This is a genomic window from Streptomyces sp. NBC_00029 (assembly GCF_045160505.1).
In the GTDB taxonomy this organism is placed as follows: domain Bacteria; phylum Actinomycetota; class Actinomycetes; order Streptomycetales; family Streptomycetaceae; genus Streptomyces.
Genome location: NZ_CP108292.1, coordinates 176,657 through 195,676 on the forward strand (window position 1 = coordinate 176,657; position 19,020 = coordinate 195,676).

18 protein-coding genes are annotated in these 19,020 nt (G+C 73.7%); 4 read left to right on the forward strand and 14 right to left on the reverse strand.

Annotation, left to right across the window (positions count from 1 at the left end):
• The first annotated feature begins 284 nt into the window (after positions 1-284).
• Positions 285-1,277 (forward strand): AMP-binding protein, encoded by a 993-nt coding sequence (locus OG753_RS00815; RefSeq protein ID WP_327260164.1) that lies wholly within the window; start codon positions 285-287, stop codon positions 1,275-1,277.
• Positions 1,278-1,372: 95 nt separating this feature from the next.
• Here OG753_RS00815 and OG753_RS00820 read toward each other — a convergent pair whose 3' ends face one another.
• The 4 genes from OG753_RS00820 to OG753_RS00835 form a co-directional block, all read right to left on the reverse strand.
• The gene (locus OG753_RS00820; protein WP_327260165.1) at positions 1,373-2,179 is read right to left on the reverse strand and encodes an SDR family NAD(P)-dependent oxidoreductase; all 807 of its coding nucleotides are present in this window, start codon (positions 2,177-2,179) and stop codon (positions 1,373-1,375) included.
• Positions 2,180-2,284: 105 nt separating this feature from the next.
• Entirely contained in the window at positions 2,285-2,524 is a 240-nt protein-coding gene (locus tag OG753_RS00825) for an acyl-CoA carboxylase epsilon subunit (RefSeq protein WP_327260166.1), read from the reverse strand.
• Positions 2,521-4,095: an acyl-CoA carboxylase subunit beta gene (locus OG753_RS00830; protein WP_327260167.1), complete on the reverse strand. Its 1,575-nt coding sequence runs from the start codon at positions 4,093-4,095 to the stop codon at positions 2,521-2,523. Before OG753_RS00830 ends, OG753_RS00825 begins: the two co-directional genes overlap by 4 nt.
• A gap of 31 nt (positions 4,096-4,126) precedes the next feature.
• Positions 4,127-5,392: an aminotransferase class V-fold PLP-dependent enzyme gene (locus OG753_RS00835; protein ID WP_405786667.1), complete on the reverse strand. Its 1,266-nt coding sequence runs from the start codon at positions 5,390-5,392 to the stop codon at positions 4,127-4,129.
• Between the two features lie 342 nt (positions 5,393-5,734).
• Between OG753_RS00835 and OG753_RS00840 the strand changes: the two genes are divergently transcribed.
• Positions 5,735-5,905 (forward strand): hypothetical protein, encoded by a 171-nt coding sequence (locus OG753_RS00840; protein WP_405786669.1) that lies wholly within the window; start codon positions 5,735-5,737, stop codon positions 5,903-5,905.
• A 139-nt stretch (positions 5,906-6,044) separates the two neighbouring features.
• Complete coding sequence (locus tag OG753_RS00845) at positions 6,045-6,866, forward strand: AfsR/SARP family transcriptional regulator (RefSeq protein WP_327260170.1); 822 nt, start codon at positions 6,045-6,047, stop codon at positions 6,864-6,866.
• Between the two features lie 31 nt (positions 6,867-6,897).
• On the opposite strand, the gene OG753_RS00850 is transcribed toward OG753_RS00845, so the two are convergent.
• From OG753_RS00850 to OG753_RS00890, 9 genes are all read right to left on the reverse strand, one after another.
• Positions 6,898-7,638 (reverse strand): 4'-phosphopantetheinyl transferase family protein, encoded by a 741-nt coding sequence (locus OG753_RS00850; RefSeq protein WP_405786670.1) that lies wholly within the window; start codon positions 7,636-7,638, stop codon positions 6,898-6,900.
• A gap of 20 nt (positions 7,639-7,658) precedes the next feature.
• Complete coding sequence (locus OG753_RS00855) at positions 7,659-8,621, reverse strand: SRPBCC family protein (protein ID WP_405786671.1); 963 nt, start codon at positions 8,619-8,621, stop codon at positions 7,659-7,661.
• A 67-nt stretch (positions 8,622-8,688) separates the two neighbouring features.
• Entirely contained in the window at positions 8,689-9,936 is a 1,248-nt protein-coding gene (locus OG753_RS00860; protein ID WP_327260173.1) for a helix-turn-helix transcriptional regulator, read from the reverse strand.
• Between the two features lie 551 nt (positions 9,937-10,487).
• Complete coding sequence (locus tag OG753_RS00865; RefSeq protein WP_327260174.1) at positions 10,488-11,309, reverse strand: AfsR/SARP family transcriptional regulator; 822 nt, start codon at positions 11,307-11,309, stop codon at positions 10,488-10,490.
• 157 nt (positions 11,310-11,466) lie between these two features.
• Positions 11,467-12,141, reverse strand: a complete 675-nt coding sequence (locus tag OG753_RS00870) for a ScbR family autoregulator-binding transcription factor (RefSeq protein ID WP_405786672.1) — start codon at positions 12,139-12,141, stop codon at positions 11,467-11,469.
• Positions 12,142-12,245: 104 nt separating this feature from the next.
• The gene (locus OG753_RS00875) at positions 12,246-13,127 is read right to left on the reverse strand and encodes an AfsR/SARP family transcriptional regulator (RefSeq protein WP_327260176.1); all 882 of its coding nucleotides are present in this window, start codon (positions 13,125-13,127) and stop codon (positions 12,246-12,248) included.
• 240 nt (positions 13,128-13,367) lie between these two features.
• Positions 13,368-14,042, reverse strand: a complete 675-nt coding sequence (locus OG753_RS00880; RefSeq protein WP_405786673.1) for a ScbR family autoregulator-binding transcription factor — start codon at positions 14,040-14,042, stop codon at positions 13,368-13,370.
• Between the two features lie 221 nt (positions 14,043-14,263).
• Positions 14,264-14,944, reverse strand: coding sequence for a ScbR family autoregulator-binding transcription factor (locus tag OG753_RS00885; RefSeq protein ID WP_327260178.1), 681 nt, complete (start codon positions 14,942-14,944; stop codon positions 14,264-14,266).
• Positions 14,945-15,065: 121 nt separating this feature from the next.
• Positions 15,066-16,397 (reverse strand): cytochrome P450, encoded by a 1,332-nt coding sequence (locus OG753_RS00890; RefSeq protein WP_405786674.1) that lies wholly within the window; start codon positions 16,395-16,397, stop codon positions 15,066-15,068.
• Positions 16,398-16,884: 487 nt separating this feature from the next.
• Here OG753_RS00890 and OG753_RS00895 point away from each other — a divergent pair, with 487 nt between their 5' ends.
• Entirely contained in the window at positions 16,885-17,841 is a 957-nt protein-coding gene (locus tag OG753_RS00895; protein ID WP_327260180.1) for a ScbA/BarX family gamma-butyrolactone biosynthesis protein, read from the forward strand.
• Positions 17,842-18,051: 210 nt separating this feature from the next.
• Here the strand turns inward: OG753_RS00895 and OG753_RS00900 are convergent, their stop codons facing one another.
• Positions 18,052-19,002, reverse strand: coding sequence for an NAD-dependent epimerase/dehydratase family protein (locus OG753_RS00900; protein ID WP_405792478.1), 951 nt, complete (start codon positions 19,000-19,002; stop codon positions 18,052-18,054).
• Between the last annotated feature and the right edge of the window lie 18 nt (positions 19,003-19,020).

The window sequence follows — 19,020 nt, forward strand, 5'->3', positions numbered from 1 at the left end:
ACGGGCCATAGCCACAAAGCTCAGTTCCATATGCGTGCGTCTACGAGTGGTGGCTCGGAGCGCGGCGGTGAGCTGGTGGCTTCGGCATGAGCTGGAGAATCGTAGGCATGCTCCCGGGGGGTGGGCCAGGGTGTCCCGAGTGGTCCTCGACCCTTCATGGACCCTTCTTCGAGGGGGTCTTGAGCGGCCCCCGAGGGGTGGTCCGCGGCGGGGGCTTGAGCGGTTCTCATGTGCGCCCCGGCAGCATCGTCGGTGGAGTTACGACCCCGCCGCTGGGAGGCCGCATGAATGCCATTCCGGATCATCCGGAGCTCGACCGGTTGTCCGCCGAACTGGCGGGTCTGTTCGGACGGATCGGGCTCGACCCGTCCGGCGGGCGGCCCTGGCGCCGGGACCGTATCGACGTCCGTTTCGCTTCCCTGGCCGCCCGTCATCCCGGCCGGGTCGCGGCCCGGGACGCGGAGGCGGAGGTGACCTATCTGGAACTGGAGTGGCTGGCCGACGACATCGCGCGGCGCCTGTCGGGGCGGGCGGGCCCGGGCTCGGCCGTGGCCGTCCGTGCGGAGCGTTCGTGCAGGACGGCGGGCGCGGTGGTCGGCGTGCTGCGGACGGGGGCGTCGGTGCTGCCGCTGGAGCCCGGGCACGGTGCGGGTCTGCAGGAGTTCCTGATGCGTGACGCGGGGGCCGAGGTGGTCGTCTCGGACGCGGGTCTGCTGCACGGGGAGATCCCGGTGGTCAAGGTGGGCCGGTTCGTCGTCGCGGTCCGGCCGCAGGTGGCGGGACGCCGTGAGGTGCCGGCGGGGACGGCGTTCTGGGCGCTGCCCGCGGGCGGTGACCCGGGGCGGGCGGTGGCGGTGCGTCCGGTGTCCCACAGGGAGGTGCTGTCGTGGGTGGACGGCTGTGTCCCGGTGCTGGGTGCGGGTCTGGACGACGTGTGGACGTTCTTCCACTCCCTGAGCCTGGATGTGGGCATGCGGGAGCTGTGGGGTCCGCTGCTGTCGGGGGGCCGTGCGGTGGTCGTGGACCGGGACACGGCGTGCGATGCGCGTGCTTTCGCCCGGCTGCTGGCGAAGGAGCGGGTGACGGTGGTGACGCAGCTGCCGTCGGCGTTCGCGCGGCTGGGCGCGGTGGTGCGCGGGGGCGGTCTGCCGTCGCTGCGGCACGTGCTGCTGTCGGACGAGCCGGTGGACGGTGCGGTGGTGGCGCGCTGGCGTTCCGCGGGGATCGCCCCGCAGGCGCTGACGTGGGACGTTTCGGGGTCGCCGTCGATGCTGTGAGCAGGCGGTACGGGCAGGCGTGAGGGCCCCGGACGGGTGATGTCCGGGGCCCTCGCGCTGTGTGTGTCCCCGCCCCGGGGGGCGGCGGGGCGGGGTCAGTAGTTGCCCAGTCCGCCGCACACGTTGAGAGCCTGGGCGGTGATGGAGGCGGCGAGGTCGGTGGTGAGGTAGCCGACGAGGCCGGCCACTTCCTGGGGGGTGGAGTAGCGGCCGAGGGGGATCTTGGATTCGAGCTGCTCCTGGACGTAGTCCTCGGTGGTGTCCCACACCTGTGCGTAGCCGCTGCGCACGCGGGCGGCCATGGGTGTCTCCACGTAGCCGGGGCAGACCGCGTTGACGGTGGTGCCGGTGGGGGCGAGTTCCTTGCCGAGGGCCTTGGTAAAGCCGACGACGGCGTGTTTGGAGGCCGAGTAGGGGGCGCCGAGGAGTACTCCCTGCTTGCCCGCGGTGGAGGCGATGTTGATGATGCGGCCCCAGGGTTCGGCGCCGAGTCCGCCGCGGTTGAGGACCTCGCGGGTGAGCAGGAAGACGCTGTTGAGGTTGGTGGCGATGACGTCGTGCCACAGTTCGTCGGTGATGCCGGCGGTGGCGCCGCCGCCGCTGCGGCCCGCGTTGTTGACCAGGATGCTGACGGGCGCGCCGTACGCGGCCACGGCCGCGGCGACGAGGTTCTCGACGGCGGTGCGGTCGGTCACGTCGGCGGCCGCGCCCTGGACGGTGAGTCCTTCGGCCTGGAGGTCGGTGACGGTCTCCTTGACCTTGGTCTCGGTGCGGGCGCAGAGGAACACCCGGTGTCCGCGGGCGCCCAGGTCGCGGGCGACGGCCAGTCCGATGCCGCCGGTGGCCCCGGTGACCAGGGCCACGGGCCGCTCGGGGGCCTTGTCCATCGCCTTCACCGTCATGCTCGTCCCTCCGTCGCCCGTCTCTGCTGGGTGCAGGATGGCGCAGGGAACTCGTGGCGCGGCGGAAGGGGGATGGAGGCCGGCTCAGGGGTGGCGGGCGGGCCGTCAGTGCCGCCAGCTGCCGGTGCGGTGGTGGCGGCCGGGGGGCGGGCGGTCCCAGCCGGCGGCGGTGGTGCGCGGCGGTGGCGGGGCGGGTGCGGCGCGGTGCAGGAGGAGGGCGGTCAGGACGGTGAGGACGGCGGCGGTCTCGTCCTGGTCGGGGTTCCCGCGGCGGATGCGCCAGGTGTGCGGCGCGTCCGGGGTGCCCGCCGCGGCGGGTGCGGCGGGGGTTTCCGGGGCGGTCATACGGGCGGGTTGCCGTGCTTGCGCGACGGCAGGTCGGCGTACTTGGGGCGGAGCATGGCGAGGGCGCCGGTGAGTACGGTGCGGGTCTCGCCGGGGTCGATGACGTCGTCGACGAGTCCGCGTTCGGCGGCGTAGTAGGGGTGCATGAGTTCGGTGGTGTATTCCTTGATCTTCTGTGCGCGCATCGCGTCGGGGTCGGCCGCGGCGGCGATCTCGCGGCGGAAGATGACGTTGGCCGCGCCTTCGGCGCCCATGACGGCGATCTCGTTGGTGGGCCAGGCCAGTGCGAGGTCGGCTCCGATGGAGCGGGAGTCCATGACGATGTACGCGCCGCCGTAGGCCTTGCGCAGGACGAGGGAGATCCGCGGGACGGTGGCGTTGCAGTAGGCGTAGAGGAGTTTGGCGCCGTGGCGGATGATGCCGCCGTGTTCCTGGTCCACGCCGGGCAGGAAGCCGGGGACGTCGACGAGGGTGACCAGGGGGATGTTGAAGGCGTCGCAGAACTGGACGAAGCGGGCCGCTTTTTCGCTGGCGTGGATGTCGAGGACGCCGGCGAGGCTGGCGGGCTGGTTGGCGACGAAGCCGGTGACGTGGCCGTCCATGCGGGCGAGGGCGCACACGACGTTGGTGGCCCAGGCGGGCTGGATCTCGAAGTGTTCGCCGTCGTCGACGACTTCCTCGATGACCTTGCGGATGTCGTAGGCCTGCTGGGGGTTGGCGGGGACGATGGCCGACAGGGCGTCGGTGCGGCGGCCGGCCGGGTCGCCGGTGTCCTCGCGGGGCGGGGTCTCGCGGTTGTTGGCGGGCAGCAGGGACAGGAGGTGGCGTACGTCCTCCAGGCAGGTGGGTTCGTCCTCGTAGGCGAAGGCGGCGACTCCGGAGACGGCGGCGTGGACGTCGGCGCCGCCGAGGCCGTTCTGGGTGATCTCCTCGCCGGTGACGGCGCGGACCACGTCGGGGCCGGTGATGAACATCTGTGAGGTGTTGCGGACCATGAACACGAAGTCGGTCAGGGCGGGTGAGTAGGCGGCGCCGCCGGCGCAGGGGCCGAGCATCACGCTGATCTGCGGGATGACGCCCGAGGCGCGGGTGTTGCGCTGGAAGATGCCGCCGTAGCCGGCCAGGGCCGAGACGCCTTCCTGGATGCGGGCGCCGGCGCCGTCGTTGAGGGAGACCAGGGGTGCGCCGGCGGCGAGGGCCAGGTCCATCACCTTGTGGATCTTTTCGGCGTGGGCCTCGCCGAGGGCGCCGCCGAAGATGCGGAAGTCGTGGGCGAAGACGAAGACGGTGCGGCCGTCCACGGTTCCCCAGCCGGTGACCACGCCGTCGGTGTAGGGCTTCTTGGTCTCCAGGCCGAAGCCGGTGGCGCGGTGCCGTCTGAGGGCCTCGATCTCGTGGAAGGAGCCCTCGTCGAGCAGCAGGCCGATCCGTTCGCGGGCGGTCAGTTTGCCTTTGGCGTGCTGGCGTTCGGTGGCCCGTTCGTCGGGGCCGGCCGCGGCGCCGGCCTTGATGGCGGCCAGTTCCGCGGCGCGGTCGGGGGCCTGCAGGGGTGGCGCTTGGCTGATGCTCATGTGGCTCCTCCAGGTCTGAAGATGGCGGGTCTCAGGTCGCCCGGTGCAGCGTGAGGTGGCCGCGGCGGCGGACCGGTCGTGCGCGGTACGGGGACGGCGCGCCGGAGCCTCCCGGCCCGGCCCGGCCGGCCGGGCCGAGGGGGGTGGTGGCGGCTCCCGCGGCGGCGAGTGCGCCGCGGGCGGGGCGGGCGGGGTGGGCGGCGGCGCCCCGCTCCTCCAGCAGGACCTCTGCGAGGGCCTGCCGGAAGCGGTCGATGTCCTGTGCGGTGTTGTCGTGGTGGAGGGATGCGCGCAGTGCGGGGGCCGTGACGCGGCCGGCCGGGTGCAGGGGGGTTTCGTGTGCGACGGTCTTGGCCAGGACGACTCCACGGCGGGCCAGGCCCCGGCGGATGGCCGCGGCGGGGATCTGGGCGTGCCGGAAGGCGAGGATGGCGGCCTGCTCCTGTCCGCCGGCGAGGAGTTCCATGCCGGGGGTGTGCCGGACGGCGGCGCGCAGGAGGGGCAGGAGGTCCTCGTGCGGGGGGCGGGCGGTGGCGGTGTGGTGGGCGAGGGCGGCGTCCAGGGCGGCGACGGCGGCCGGCTCGGGGGCGGCCGCCCGGTACGGGGCAGCGTCCGGGGCCAGGTGCGGGGTGGGGGCGATGTAGGCGAATCCGGTGGTGTGGGGGCCGCGCAGGAACCGCCAGCCGTCGGCGGTGAGCAGGTGGCAGCCGATGCGGGCGGCGTCGACGGGGAGCCGGCCGGCGGAGTGGGAGGCGTCGACGGTGTAGCGGGCGCGGTGGGGGGCGAGGAGGCGGCCGATGTCGTGGACGGGGTTGACGGTTCCGCAGGCCGGGGAGAGGTGGACGGCGGAGACGAGGGCGACGTCCTCGTCGAGGTGGGTGCGCATCCAGTCCAGGTCGAGGTCCCCGTCGGGGCGCAGCGGGACGACCTCCAGGCGGCAGCGGGTGCGGTCGCGCAGGGCGTGCAGGGCGGTCAGGTTGGCCACGCCCTCGTGGGGGGTGGTCCAGATCCGGTCGCCCGGGCCGGGGGTGATGCCGTGGAGGTAGGCCTCGAAGGCCTGCGCCGCGCCGGTCGCCAGGATGGTGTCGGCGGCGGGTACGGACAGCAGGGCGCCGAGGCGTTCGTGGATGCGGGTGTGCAGGACGTCGCCGAGGCTCTCCTGCAGTGCGGCGGTCCCGAGGCGGTCGTCGAGGGCCGTGCAGCGGGCGAGGACGGTGCGTACGGCGTCCGGCATCCGGCCGGTGCCCGCGGTGTCCAGGTGGGCCGTTCGTTCCCCGTGGTGCGTCGGCGCGTTCATTTCAGGGGCCTCCCCCCGCTGTCGGGGCCGCGGGATGTGCACGGCCCTCATGTACCAGGCATTGCCAATGGACTTGGCAATACATTGCCCAGCGGCCGGCAGTTTTGGCAACGCCGGATTGCGGCGGCTCCGGCGAAACTCGAGTTCCAGATCCCTTGGCAACGCGTGGCAATGTCTTGCCAGGCTCTTTCCGCGTCAATTCCTTTGCAGGTCATGGGGGTTCTGATGGGGTTCTCCAGTTCGTCTCGAGTGATTGACGAGCGAATCCCGAGCGGGTGCGGCCAAGCTTCTTGGCAGAAGAGTTGCCAGGAAAGAACAAACAGTTGCCACGGAGGAGTCACCATGAAGAACCTCGCCCGCCTCGTCGCCACCGCCGCTCTCGCCACCGCCGCCGTGCTCACCGCGGGCGGCGCGGCCCAGGCCGACGGCGGGCCCATCGACTGGCCCGTCGCGCCGTCCTCGGCCACCGCCCCGGGATCCGCCCCGGCCCCGGCCCGCATCGACTGGCCGTAACCGAAGACGGCTCGAAGTTGGGTGGAGGAAAGAGATGGAGAACATCCACCGCGGCTAGCGTGCGCGGCACGGGGGCAGTTCCTCCGCCACCGGTGGCAGAAATGTGCCGGGGGAGCTTGAGGAGTACGGAGGGGAGACCGTGAGGATTCAGGTTCTGGGTCCGTTGAGTGCCGAGGTCAACGGGGGATCCATTGTTCCGACCGCGGGAAAGCCGAGACAGGTGCTTTCCCTTCTCGCGCTGTATCCCGGACGCGTGATACCCGTTCCCACGCTCATGGAAGAGATCTGGGGGACCCAGCCGCCGCAGAGCGCGCTGACCACCCTGCAGACGTACATACTCCAGCTGCGCCGCCGGCTGGGCACGGCGATGGGCCCCGGAGCCCCGGGCGGCGCCAAGGACGTACTGGCCACCCGGCACGGCGGGTACCTGCTCCAGGTGCCCGAGGAGAGCGTCGACGTGCACGACTACGAACGCCTCGCCCGCGAGGGCCAGAGCGCCTTCGAGTCGGGTGACGACCGGGTGTCCGCCGACCGCCTGCGGGCCGCGCTGGACCTGTGGCGGGGGCCGGCGCTGGTCGACGTACGGGTCGGGCCGATCCTCGACATCGAGGTGCTGCGCCTGGAGGAGAGCCGCCTGGTCACCGTGGAGCGGCGCATCGACGCCGACCTGCGGCTGGGCCGGCACGCCGAACTGATCGCCGAATTAACGGACCTGACGGCACGTCATCCCCAGCACGAGGGGCTGCACTCGCAGGTCATGGTCGCCCTGTACCGGTCGGGCCGCCAGGCCACGGCCCTGGACGTGTACCGCCGGCTGCGCGGCCGCCTGATCGAGGACCTGGGCGTGGAGCCGTCACCGCAGCTGCAGCGCCTGCACCAGGCCATGCTGGCCGTCGACCCGCAGCTCGATGTGCTCGCCGGACCGCGGCACACCTCGACGTTCGACCTGTTCGCCGCCTGAGGGCGGCTTCGCCGTCACCGGCCGGGGGCGGTCAGGGGCGCAGCAGGTGCGCCTCGCCGACCAGGTAGCGGTCCTGGACGAGGTGGGTGGCCGCACTCCACTCCCCCGCCGCCGGTGCCCCCTGCGCCGCCCCGGGGCCGAGCGCCCGGGCGCGGGCCTCCTGCAGGGTCCACAGCCGCAGCAGCCGCTCCCGGCGTCCGTCCTCGGGGAGCGCGTCGAGGACGGACCGTTCCTGCGGGGTCCACGGCCGGGCGGGCGGCGCCAGGGTGCGGACGTCGCGGTCGGCGGGCTCCGCGTGCACGCCGAGCGGCCCGGTGCGGCTGACGCCGACCACGATCAGCTCGCCGCAGTGCGCCAGCGCGATCTCCACCCCGGCACGGGGCGCCCGCACTGCGGGGCGGCCGTCCGCACCGTGGTCCAGTTCCACCGTGTGGACGGGCACCTCCAGGGCGGTGGCCGCGGCGTACGTCATGACGAAGCGCGAGACGGCGAGCCGCAGCCGCCCGGCCGCGGCCGGTGTCTGCCGGAACCGCGGCCAGTCGTCGCCGAGCAGCGGGCGCAGGGCCGGGTCGAGGAGCACGGCGGCCAGCCACTGGCCCCAGGTGGTGCAGACGAGCGCGTGGCCCGTGTCCTCGATCCGGTCCCCCGCCTCGTCCCAGGGGCCCTCCGGGCCCTGGAGGTACAGCGGCGCTCCGAAAGCCCCGTCCGGCCTGTCCGGCCCGTCCGCCGGGTGGGCCGGGTGGGCCGGGTGGGTGTGCCGGGTGGGTGCCATCGGCGGTCGCCTTCCGTTGGTCATCGCAGCCGGCGCACGGCGGTCCGTGCCTGCCAGCCGGCCAGGCGCAGGGTCTCGGCGGCGGCCTGCCCCAGCCAGGTCCGGACGTGCCGGCGGGCCTCGGCGAGGCCGGCGTCGTCGCCCGGGCCCGCTCCGGTGGCGTCCTCGCGGAGCATCACCTGCTGGGCGCAGACGACCCGTACGCCGTTCCCTTCGGGGACCAGGGACCATTCGCCGGTGTGTGCGGCGAGGGGCTCGGGCGTCCGCAGTTCCTTGAAGACGATCCGTGCGGCCGAGGGGAAGCACAGGCGCACCACGCGGGTGGAGCGGGTGCGGCCGTCGGGGGTGGCGCAGGTGTCCAGGGCGGCCAGCTGCACGCCGGGGACGTCCTCGCTCACCTCGGCCGACTCCACGTGCGGGAGGCGCTCGGGCCAGTCCTGGATGCGGTGGAGGAAGTCGTAGACCAGCTCGGCGGGGCCGTCGATGTGCGCGCTGTCCTCGAAGGACAGCAGCAGCCGGTCCAGGTGTTCCCAGCGTTCGGCGACCGCCGTGAGGTGGGCGAGCTGCAGGTCCGGTTCGCTCTCCCACTCCCGGCGGCTGTGTGCGGTGGCGGCGGCGGGCGCGGCGTCCAGGGTGCGGTGGCGGCGCAGTGTCACCAGGGAGTGTGCGGTGCCCCTCTCCTGGACCGTCCAGGTGCCGGTGGTGGGGGCGCCGGGGCGGGCGGTGTCCTCCTGCTCGAACTCGACGGTCCGTGCGTGCGGGTGCAGCACGCGGTGCAGGTGGTGGGAGCGGATCCGGTCGCCGTCCACGTCCCACAGGCGCAGCCGTTCGCGGACGCCGTCGAAGTCGATGCGCTCGACGTGGACGGGTGCGGGCAGCAGGAGGGGCCAGCGCGCGGCGTCGGCGAGCAGTCCGTGGACCACGCCGGCGGGGGCGGCGATCCGCGCCGTCCGCTCGATGGTGTGCACGCGCTGCGCGGGCATGGCGGGCACCTCCCCTGATCGTGTGCGGCGGGTGCGCCCAGCCTGCCGCAGGGGACTCGAGGCTTCCTCAACCCCGGGCGGGCGGGGCCGCCGTGGCGGGCGGGCCGGTGCGGCCGGTCTGGGTCAGTGCGTCGGCCAGCACCCGCCAGATCTCGGCGGCGAGGTCGATGTTGGCGTCCTCCTGGGCCTGCTGGGCCAGGGCGCGCAGGCCCGGGACGCCGGCCGGGTCGCCGTCGAGGATCATCAGCTGGTGGCGCAGGATCTCCTGCCGGACCTGGCCGCGGTAGGTCATCCTGGGCCGGTCGGCGGCCAGTTCGCCGAGCAGGGCGCGCGCGTCGTCGTAACGGCCGGTGGCGAAGGCGAGGTCGGCCTTGAGGGCGGTCAGGTCTTGCCGCAGGGCGGGGGTGCCGACCAGGGCGAGGGCGGCTTCGGCCTCCTGGGCGCGGTGCTGTGCCCGGGCGGGGTCGGCGGGCATCTTCTGCAGGTGCAGGCGGCCGGCGGCCAGGCGCAGCCGGATCCACAGGATCAGGTCCTCCTGGCTGCTGAACCGGTCGAGGGCGTCGTCCAGGCAGGCCTGCGCGCCGAAGTAGTCGCCTTGGTGCATGCGGATGGCGGCGGCGGTCCACATGGCCTCGGCCCACAGGGCGTCGGAGCGGCCCTCGACGAGGGCGGTCAGTTCGTCGGCGTGGAGGCGGGCCTCCCCGGTGCGGCCCGCCTCGGCCTGTACGGAGACGAGCGCCAGCAGGGCGGCGGCCCGGTCCTCGACGCCGAGTTCCTCGTGCAGGGCGATGCGGTGGGCCTCGACGGCCGCGTCCACGGCCGGGGTGATCTCGCCGACGGAGCGCAGGCAGCGGGCGAGGCGGGTCAGGCCGCGTACGCGCAGTTCGCTGACGCCCACGTCGTCGCCGAGTGCGACGAGCTGGGTCAGGCGCTCGCGTTCGGTGGTGTGGTCGCCCTGGACGCGGGCGGCGCCGGCGAGGAGCCACAGCGCCTGCCAGCGCAGGACCGGGCTCTCGTGGCCCTCGGCGGCCAGGGCCTGGCGCAGGGCCACGACGGCGTCGGGGGCGCCGGTGGACGCGGCGAGGGTGAGGGCGTGGGCCAGGGAGCCGGTCGCCGGCTCCTCGAAGTCGGCTGCCTGCAGGCCGAGGCGGCCGGCCAGGTAGCCCACGGCGCGGTCGGTGGGCTGGCGGGCCCCGGACTCCAGGCGGGAGAGGTAGCCGGTGGACATGCCCTCGCCCGCCAGCGCCGTCTGCGACAGGCCCTGGGCCAGCCGGAGCTTCCTGAGGCGGTGTCCGAACGCGGGCTGTCGCAGCATGGGCATCCTTGGGGTCGCGGGCAAGGAATCTGTCGGGAACCGGCACCGAGCGTAGGGTCGGCGGCAACGGCCGGGCAAACCTTTGCCACCGTTTCCGGGCCCGTCTCATGCGGTCCTCGAGCGGTCCTCGACCCCGCCGAGGCAGACTCTCCAGAATCCGGCCGTCGCACCGGCCGGCGCCCTGTTCCTCCCGTATGCAGCGCCTTGGAGTCGACGATGAGGCCATCGGTCGCCGGTACGGCCCAGGACGACCAGCCGGACGACGACATCGGCTGGCCGAACCACTGACCCGCCCACCGGGCCACCCCGAATCAAGCCCCCGCCGGCACGTGAGGCGCAGGGCGCAGGACGCCGGCCCGCACCGGTTTCAGCCCCGCCGGCGCTTGATGTGCGGGGTCCGGGGCGGCGCCCCGGCAGCGGCGGCGCACGTGGACGCGGCGGTGCACGTGGACGCGGCGGTGCTCACCGCCGCCGTGTGCGGACTGCGGGGTGCGGGGCGGCACGCTCAGCGGCCGTGCGGCCGGGGGGTGCGGCCCGGGGGCGGTGCGCGGTCAGACGGCGTACCGGTCGAACGTCGACCCCCGCTTCGGCCCGGCCTGCACGTCCAGCGCCGGATCCACCGTCAGCATGGCCTGGTGCAGGCGCTGCAGCTGCGGTGACGGCTCCACGCCCAGGTCCTCGATCAGGCGGCCGCGCAGCCGGCGGTACACGTCCAGGGCGGTGGCCTGGCGGCCCGACCGGTACAGGGCGAGCATCGCCTGCGCGTGCAGTCCCTCGTGCTGGGGGTGGCGGGCGATCAGTTCCGTGAGTTCGGCCAGCAGTTCCGTGTGCCGGCCCAGCCGCAGGTCGGCGTCGATGCGCCGCTCCACGGTGCCGAGCCGGCTCTCCTCCAGGCGCAGGATCTCGATCTCCAGGATCGGTCCGGCCCGTACGTCGACCAGTGCGGGTCCCTGCCACAGCGCGAGCGCCGCCCGCAACAGGGCTGCCGCGCTTTCGTCGTCGCCCTGCTCGAAGACGCTGTGGCCCCGGGCGACGAGGCTCTCGTACGCGTGGACGTCCACGGACTCGGGGGGTATCTGCAGCAGGTAGCCGCCGTGCCGGGTGACGAGCACGTCCTTGGCGCCGTCGGGTCCGCCCGGTCCCATGGCGGTGCCGAGCCGCCGGCGCAGCTGGAGGATGTAGGTCTGCAGGGTGGTCAGCGCGCTCTGCGGCAGGGCGGTTCCCCAGATCTCCTCCATGAGGGTGGGCACGGGCATCACCCGCCCCGGGTACAGGGCGAGGAGCGCGAGGATCTGCCGGGGCTTGCGGGCGGTCGGAACGATGGATCCCCCGTTGACCTCGGCGCTCAGCGGGCCCAGAACCTGAATCTCCACGTTCTCTTCCCCAAGTCGTCGGGTGCGGGGGCACGGTGGTCCCGCTGCTGCGGGGCCCTGCGCGCGCCGCGGCCCGGCCCCGCCGGCCCCGCCGGTTGTGCCGGTTGTGCCGGTTGTGCCGGTGGCAGCGGCGGGCGGGGGCGGGCGGGGCGGCGGGTCACCAGCCGATCCGTACCGACTGCGCCCCGGAGAGCCCCGCGTCGGTCTGGTAGTCGTGCTCCCGTCCGGCGGCGACCAGGCTGGGCAGCAGCAGTGCCCACAACGCCCCTACTTTCCCCTGCAGTTCCGCGTAGGACATGCCGGTGGCCGACATGGTTTCGATACCGCACGCCGCGGCCGCGACCAGGGCCTGTGCACTCTCCCAGCGGCGGCCGGCGGCGGGCAGTTCTCCCGCGTCGCGTGCCAGCCGCAGCAGGGTGGCGACCGCCGAGAGCCAGGCCCCGTGGAAGTCGACGACCACCGGGCGTGCCCCGGCGGGCCCGCGGGGGCCCGCGCCGCCGCATTCCTTGGTGATGCGGAAACTCGCCGGGATGGCCGGTTCCTCGTGCAGGGTCCACGCCAGCCAGTGCGTGATGTCGATCAGTGCCTGCAGCGGGGAGACCCCGTCCTCGCGCAGCGCGCGCACCGCGTCGTGCAGCAGTGCGCATCCGCGCTGCTGCACGGCTTCGGCGAGTTCGTCCTTGGAGGCGAAGTGGAAGTACAGCGCTCCCTTCGTCACTCCGGCCGCGGCCGCGATCTCGCCCAGCGTCGCGTTGGCGTATCCATTGCGGTGGAACAACTCGGCCCCGGCGTAGACCAGCCGCCTCCGGGTCCGCTCCGACCTCTCCTGCACCGAGCCGTCTCCTCTCGCCCTGACAGAGCTCCGAACTCCCGGCTGCCGGACCGCTCCGGGGCCGCGGACCGCTCGCCGCGGGCCCGTGCGGCCGGGGCCGGGCCTCAGACCCGTACGAGCCGTTCGCCGCCCGGCTCCGCGTGGGCCTCGGCCAGGCTCTCCGGCCCGGCCATCAGGATCGACCGCTGCAGGCGCCGCAGTGCCACGGACGGCTCGAGTCCCAGCTCGCGCACGAGCGTCGCGCGCAGCCGCTGGTACACATCCAGTGCCTCGCCCCGGCGTCCCGACCGGTGCAGGGCGAGCATGAACTGCCCGTGCAGGTTCTCGTGGGTGCGGTACCGGGTGACCAGTACCGTCAGTTCGGCCAGCAGCTCCCGGTGGCGTCCCAGCCGCAGGTCGGCCTCGATGCGCTGGTCGAGGGCGCACAGCCGGGTCTCCTCCAGGCGCCGGGTCTCCATGTCCAGCTGGACGCCGCCCTGTACGTCGGCGAAGGCGGGCCCGGACCACAGGGACAGGGCCTCCCGCAGCAGGCGTGCGGCGCCGGGGAAGTCCCCGGCGTCCATCGCGCGGTAGCCGGTTCCCGCGAGCCGGTCGAACTCGCGCACGTCCAGGGTCCCGCCGCCGCTGCTGAGCAGGTATCCGCCGGGCAGTGTGACCAGGATGTCCTTGGCGGTCCGGCCGGCCGGCTCCCCGCCCCCTTCTGCGCTCCCACTACCGCCCTCGCCCGAAACCGAAGCAGCAGCAGCGCCCTGCTCCAGGGCGGCCGCGATCAGTGCCCGTAACTGCAGGACGTAGGTCTGCAGTGTCGTACGGGCACTGCGCGGCGGTTCGCCCGCCCACAGCTCCTCTATGAGTGCCGATACGGGCACCACCTGATCGGCATGGAGGGCCAGGAGGGCCAGGACCTGCCGGGGCTTGGGGGCGGTCGGCGTGATGGAGATCCCGTTCTCCCGCACCGCCAACGCGCCCAGTACATCGATGTCCACGCCGTACTCCCCTGTCCTTGGATGAGTCGCACAGCCAGTAGAAAACAGGACCGGCGGTTTGTCAATATCAAACCGGTCGTGCTGTTTTGACGATCCGGCACATCTGACTGACCCTCAAAAACCTACGGTGAACTGGCCTTTCGCCTTCCCGGCCTGGGTCCGGAGCCGCTGCAGCCAGGCCTCGATCGGCCCTCGACGCGGGCCACAGGAACACGGTCTGCCCCACCGGAAAGAGACCAGTCAGTCTGATTCGGTGGTCCCGGACGGCGGCACCGGGGTGCCCGCCGGCGAGCCCTGGGGCAGCAGGGCGCCCAGGGTCGCCTCCGCCGCGAGGCGCGGCAGCATCAGTGCCCAGAACCGGGTGAGGGTGTGCGGCGCGACCCACTCGCGGTCGCAGGCGCCCAGGACCTCCAGCCCCACCGTGGCGGCCACCACCCCGCGCGCCGCGTCCTCATGGGCCAGGCCGCGGGCGAGGGAGCCCTCGCGCGCCGCGGCGGCCACGGCCTCCTCGACCCACAGCCGCCACTGGCGGCGCAGGTCCACCCCGCCGCTCCAGGAGGGGTCCGCGCACAGCCCGAAGCCGGCCCGCACCACCACGTCGTGCGCGAGGAGGGCCATCAGGGCGTGCGTGGAATCGACCAGCACCTGCAGGAAGCCGCCCCCGGCGGCGGGCTGCGCCGGCCGGCCGGCGGTGACCGGGATGATCCCGCACAGCGCCCGCGCCGCCCGGTCCTCCACGGCCTGCGCGAGCGCGGTCTTGCTGGCGAAGTGGAAGTGCAGCGCCCCGGCGCTCACCCCGGCCCGGCGGCTGATCACCGAGATCGACGCGGTGACGAACCCCTCCTCGGCGAACACCTCCGCGGCCGCACGCACCAGCGCTTCCCGCGTGCGAGCGGCACGTTCCTGCTTGACCATGGAGTCTCCACAAACCGCCAACGCGGTTTGCCCAAGAGGGTATTCAGATCGTTGCGGGTCACAGTCGGTGCCGGAACCGGAGCCGTGCTCGAGTCCCGCTCGAGCCCAGTGGCCCCACCGGCCCCACCGGCCCCGCCGGCCCCTCCGCCCCCGCCCGAGCGCCCCGGTTCCCCGCCGGCCCGGATTCGGCGCCGGCCCGGATTCGGCGCCGGCCGCCGGCCTCAGTTCAGGGCCGGCTCGGACTCCTGCGCCGCGCCGGGGCCCGTGCCGCGCCTCATCTCCGCGCTCACCCGCTCCCCCCGGTCGGGGGCCATGTCGAGCCGGGCGAGGACCGCGGGCGTCGAGATGCTGGGGCAGATGTGCTGGTAGACGGCGGCCACCCGCTGCTCGATGTCCGCACGGTCGCTCAGGGTCTGCGAGTAGATCTGCGCACCCGTCCAGCAGGCGGAGAGGATCCAGGCCGTCTCGGCGGGGTCCACGTGCGGCAGCAGTTCGCCCTGCTCCTTCGCCCGCACCAGCAGGGTCCGCGTGAACTCGATCCAGCCCGGCACCGAGCCGCCGCCGAAGATGTCGCGCATGCCCGGCCCCAGGGAGAGCCGGGCACCCGCGCTGAGCATGGGCTCGCGCTTCATCCGGTACGCCAGCACCATGGCGACGTCGACGAGTTCCTGCAGCTTGCTCTCCCGGTGGGGCACCCCGCCCTCGGCGAACTGCTCGTCGAGCACGCCCTGGGCCAGCTCCTGCTTGGAGGAGAAGTGGAAGTACAGGGCGCCCTTGGTGACGCCCGCCCGGGAGAGGATGTCCGCGATGGTGGCCGCGTCGTAGCCGCGCTCGTCGAAGACCGCTGCCGCCGCCTCCAAGATCGCGCGCCGCGTACGTACCGCACGCTCCTGCCGTGCCACGGGTGCCTCCGTTGTCCATGGGTCCGTTGCCGGTGGATCCGCGTCGCGGATCCACCGCCCCATTAAAACCAACCAGAAGGTCCGATTCTTTTCAAGCAGGCCCGGTCCGGCCCCGGCGCGATCAGTCGCTCACGTGTGCCGCCGGCCCCAGCACGACCGGCAACTCCCGCAGCCCGTTGGAGATGAACGACTCCACCCGTGGCAACTCCCCCTCGCCCGCGGGGGCCAGGGCCGCCGCCGGGAACCGCTCGAAGAACCGCCGTACCGCCACGGCGCACTCCAGCCGGGCCAGGGCCGCGCCCAGGCAGTGATGGGTGCCGAACCCGAAGGACAGGTGCTGCCCGCGCGTCGGGCGGGTGACGTCGAACTCCTGTGCCCGCTCCCCGTGCACGGCCGCGTCCCGCCCCGCCGAGGCGAACGACACCATGATCGGGTCGCCCTTGGGGATGACCACCTCCTCCCCCATGTCGATGTCCTCCACCGCGAACCGCAGCAGCCCGTACGAGGCCGGCGGCTCGATCCGCGCCGCTTCCTCGACCACGTCCTCCCAGGAGGCGAGCCCCTGCCGGACGAGCGCCAGCTGGCCCGGACTGCGCAGCAGTTCGTGCAGGGCCGTGCAGATGAGGTTGACGGAGGTCTCGTACCCGGCCGTGAAGAGCAGGATCAGGGTGTCGGCCAGCTCCTTCTCGCTCAGCCGCGCCCCCTGGCCCCCGCCCCCGCCGTCGTCACCGTTGCCGTTGCCGTTGCCGTTGATGCTGCTGGCGCTGCCGCTGTCGTCGCCGGCGCCGTTGTCGCGGGCCGCGATCAGCGCGCTGGTCATGTCGTCGCCGGGGTGCTCGCGCCGGTGGGCGAGCAGGTCGGCCATCGTGACGTGCAGGTCCTGCGCGTTGCGCTGCGCCTCCTCGGCCGTGATCGCCGTGTCGAAGAAGGCGTTGATGATTTTGTGCAGGGGGGCCCAGGAGTGCTCCGGGATCCCGAACAGCTCGAAGACGATCCGCGTCGGCAGCTCGTGCGCGAACTCGGTGCGCAGGTCCACCGCCTGATGGGGTGCCAGTGCGGCGAGGCGGTCGAGGAGTTTGCCCACGACCTCCTCGATCCTGGGCCGCATGCCGCCCGCGCGGCGTGCGGTGAACGCGGCGGCGGCCGGTCTGCGCAGTCTGGTGTGCTCGGCCCCGTAGGCGGTGATCATGTTCTGCACGGAGACCCAGATCGCCAGCGGCCACTCGGCTCCGACCTCCCCGTCGATCCACGCCGGCCAGTGGCGGTAGGCGTCCTTGGACACCCGCGGGTCCACCAGCAGCCTGCGTATGTCGGCGTGCCGGGCCACGGCCCAGGCGGTCACTCCGCCGGGCAGCATCACCGGCGTCGCGGGCGCCTGTTCGCGGATGAGTGCGGCCTCGGTGTGCATCTGCGCACCGGAGACGTCGATCGCAATCGGGCACTGACGGTTCATCTGGGGCTCTCCATGATGGGCGGCGGTTGTCGGCGACGGGGTGCAGCGGAGTGTCCACACCCTGTATTTCAAAACCGCCCATCCGGTTTTCAATTCACCGGCGGCGGCCCCGAGTCTGGCACGGCCCGCCCCTCATGCCAATGGTTTTCGGGGCACGGCGGGTGCCGTGTCGGCTGCCCGGGGCGGGCGCGGAGCGGGCTGGTTGAACAGTTGGCGCCTGCACCCTGTCCGACCGGCACATATGACCGGAAGGCCAGCTCTCACTTGGGGTGGGGGGCCTGCGGCCCGAGGGGGCATCGCCGTGTCGGATATCCGCTGGTCGGGGTCGTGGGGGCGTTTCCAATGGCTGTCCGGCGGCCGGTGGCGGGGATGCGCGGGCCGCATCCTGCCCCTCTGAGTACCTTGCAAACAAAACCGGAGAGTACGTATCTTGCGTCTCGCGAGCGGAACCCGTCCCATCCGTCGAACGGCTCTGCGGGAGAACTCCATGACCATGCTCACGATCGGAAAGACCGCGCCCGTCCTGCCTCTTCCGGGAGAGGGGCATCCGTGGATGCGCTGCAACGACGCCCGCTCCCTGACCACCACGGTGCCCAGGGAGTACGTCCACCGCAGCTCCCTCGCCGAGGTCTTCCTCACCGGCTGCGACCGCACCGGTGAGGACACCTTCTCCCTCACCGGGCAGTGGCCCCGCGCCCACACGTTCTTCACCAGCGCCGACGGCGCCAGCCACGACCCGGTGCAGGCCGGGGAGACCGTGCGCCAGGTGGGGCTCTACCTCTGCCACGCCGTCTACGGGGTCCCGCTCGGCCACAACGTCCTTCTGTGGAGCCTGGACTTCACGACGGCGCCGGGCGGGCTGCGCATCGGCCGCGGGCCGAGCGACCTCGAGATGACGGCGGTGTGCACGGACTTCGGCTGGAAGGGGAACCGGTTCTCCGGGTTCCTGGAGGTGGACATCCGCCGGGGCGGCGAGCTCGCCGGCACCGGCACCGCCCGCTTCAGCTGCGTCGCCCCCGCCACCTACCGGCGGCTGCGCGGCGACCGCGGTCTCATGGCGTTAACCCGGCCGCTGCCCCGCCGCACCCCCATGGCCGCCGCCTCCGCCGGCCGGCTGCTGCCCTTCGACGTGGTCCTGGCCCCCGCCGGCCGGCCGGGCCGCTGGCAGCTGAGCCCCGACCTGGACCACCCGATCCTCTTCGAGCACGCCAACGACCACCACCCCGGCATGGTCCTCGTCGAGGCCGCCCGCCAGGCCGCCTGCGGGCTCCACGCCCCCGGCGGATTCACCCCCTCGGGCGTCGCCACCGAGTTCCGCCACTACGCCGAACTCGACGCCCCCTGCTGGATCGACGCCACCGTCCTGTCCCCGGGCCGGGTGGAGGTCACCGGCCACCAGGAGGGCCGTACCGTCTTCCGCTCCACGGTGACCGGCGCCGCCTGAAGGGACCCCGCCCACCCCGCGGCGTACTGCCGCCGCACCCGCCGCCCCGCACCCGCCCGCTTGGACCCGCCGCCCTGCACCCGCTGCGCTCCCCCGCGGCCGGGAGCCGGCGGCGCGGGCGGCGGGGCGGGGACCGTACGGCGTGGCGGGGGTGCGCCATGGCGGGGGCCGGGGGCTGCGGGCCGGCTCCTGTGCGGGCGGCCGGTGCTGTCACACGGCGGCCGGGGCCCCGCCGCCGCCCCGGTACCAGGGGGCGCAGCGGGCGAACGCCTCGGGGAAGGGCGGCCCCGGTGATGCCTTCAGCCCCGCCCACAGCCGCCCGCTGTCGTACCAGTGGTCCACCGCGAGGAGCCTCAGCCGCCGGCGCAGCGCCGGATCCGTCCCGCCCGTGCCGCCCAGCAGTTCCAGTGCCCGGGGGATGTCCACGTCCCCCGCCGGCAGCGGCAGGGCCAGCTCCCGCGTGACGGTCTCCACGAGTTCGCGTGCGGTGACCGGCTCGGGATGACCGGCGTGCAGTACACCTGCCGGGGCGTCCTCCTCGCGTACGGCCAGCTCGGCCAGCGCGCCGGCGAGGGCGTCCACCGACGTCAGGGACATCCGGGCCCGGCCGCCGTCCACCCAGTGCGGCAGCCCGGCCAGCAACTGCAGCAGCGAGGGCACCACCCAGCGGTCGCCCCGCCCGTACACCAGGTGCGGCCGCAGGACCGTACCGCCGGCCGCGAGCACCAGCCGTTCGCCGGCGAGCCGGGTCACGCTGGTCACCGAGGCGGGCTGTTCGGGGAGTTCGCCCTCGGCGGCGCCGCGGTGGGCGCCGTCCCCGTACACGGCCGCCGTGCCCAGCTGCACGATGCGCCGTACCCCGGCCCGCCGTGCCTCCGCGAGCAGTGCCCGGGTGCCGTCCACGTTCACGGCCCGGCACTCCCGCAGGGTTCCCCCGATGCGTGAGGCCAGGTGCAGCACCGTGGTGACGTCCTCGCAGAGCCCGCGCAGCGATGCGGCCCGCGCCAGGTCGCCCCGTACGGTGTCGGCCCCCGGCGGTGCGCCGGCCTCGTGGACCAGCGCCCGTACGGGCACGCCCGCCGCCAACAGGCGTTCCACGACGGGGGATCCGGCGAACCCGGCGGCGCCGGTCACCAGTACGATCCGGTTCTCTCTCTTCATCACGCGGCCCATTCCACC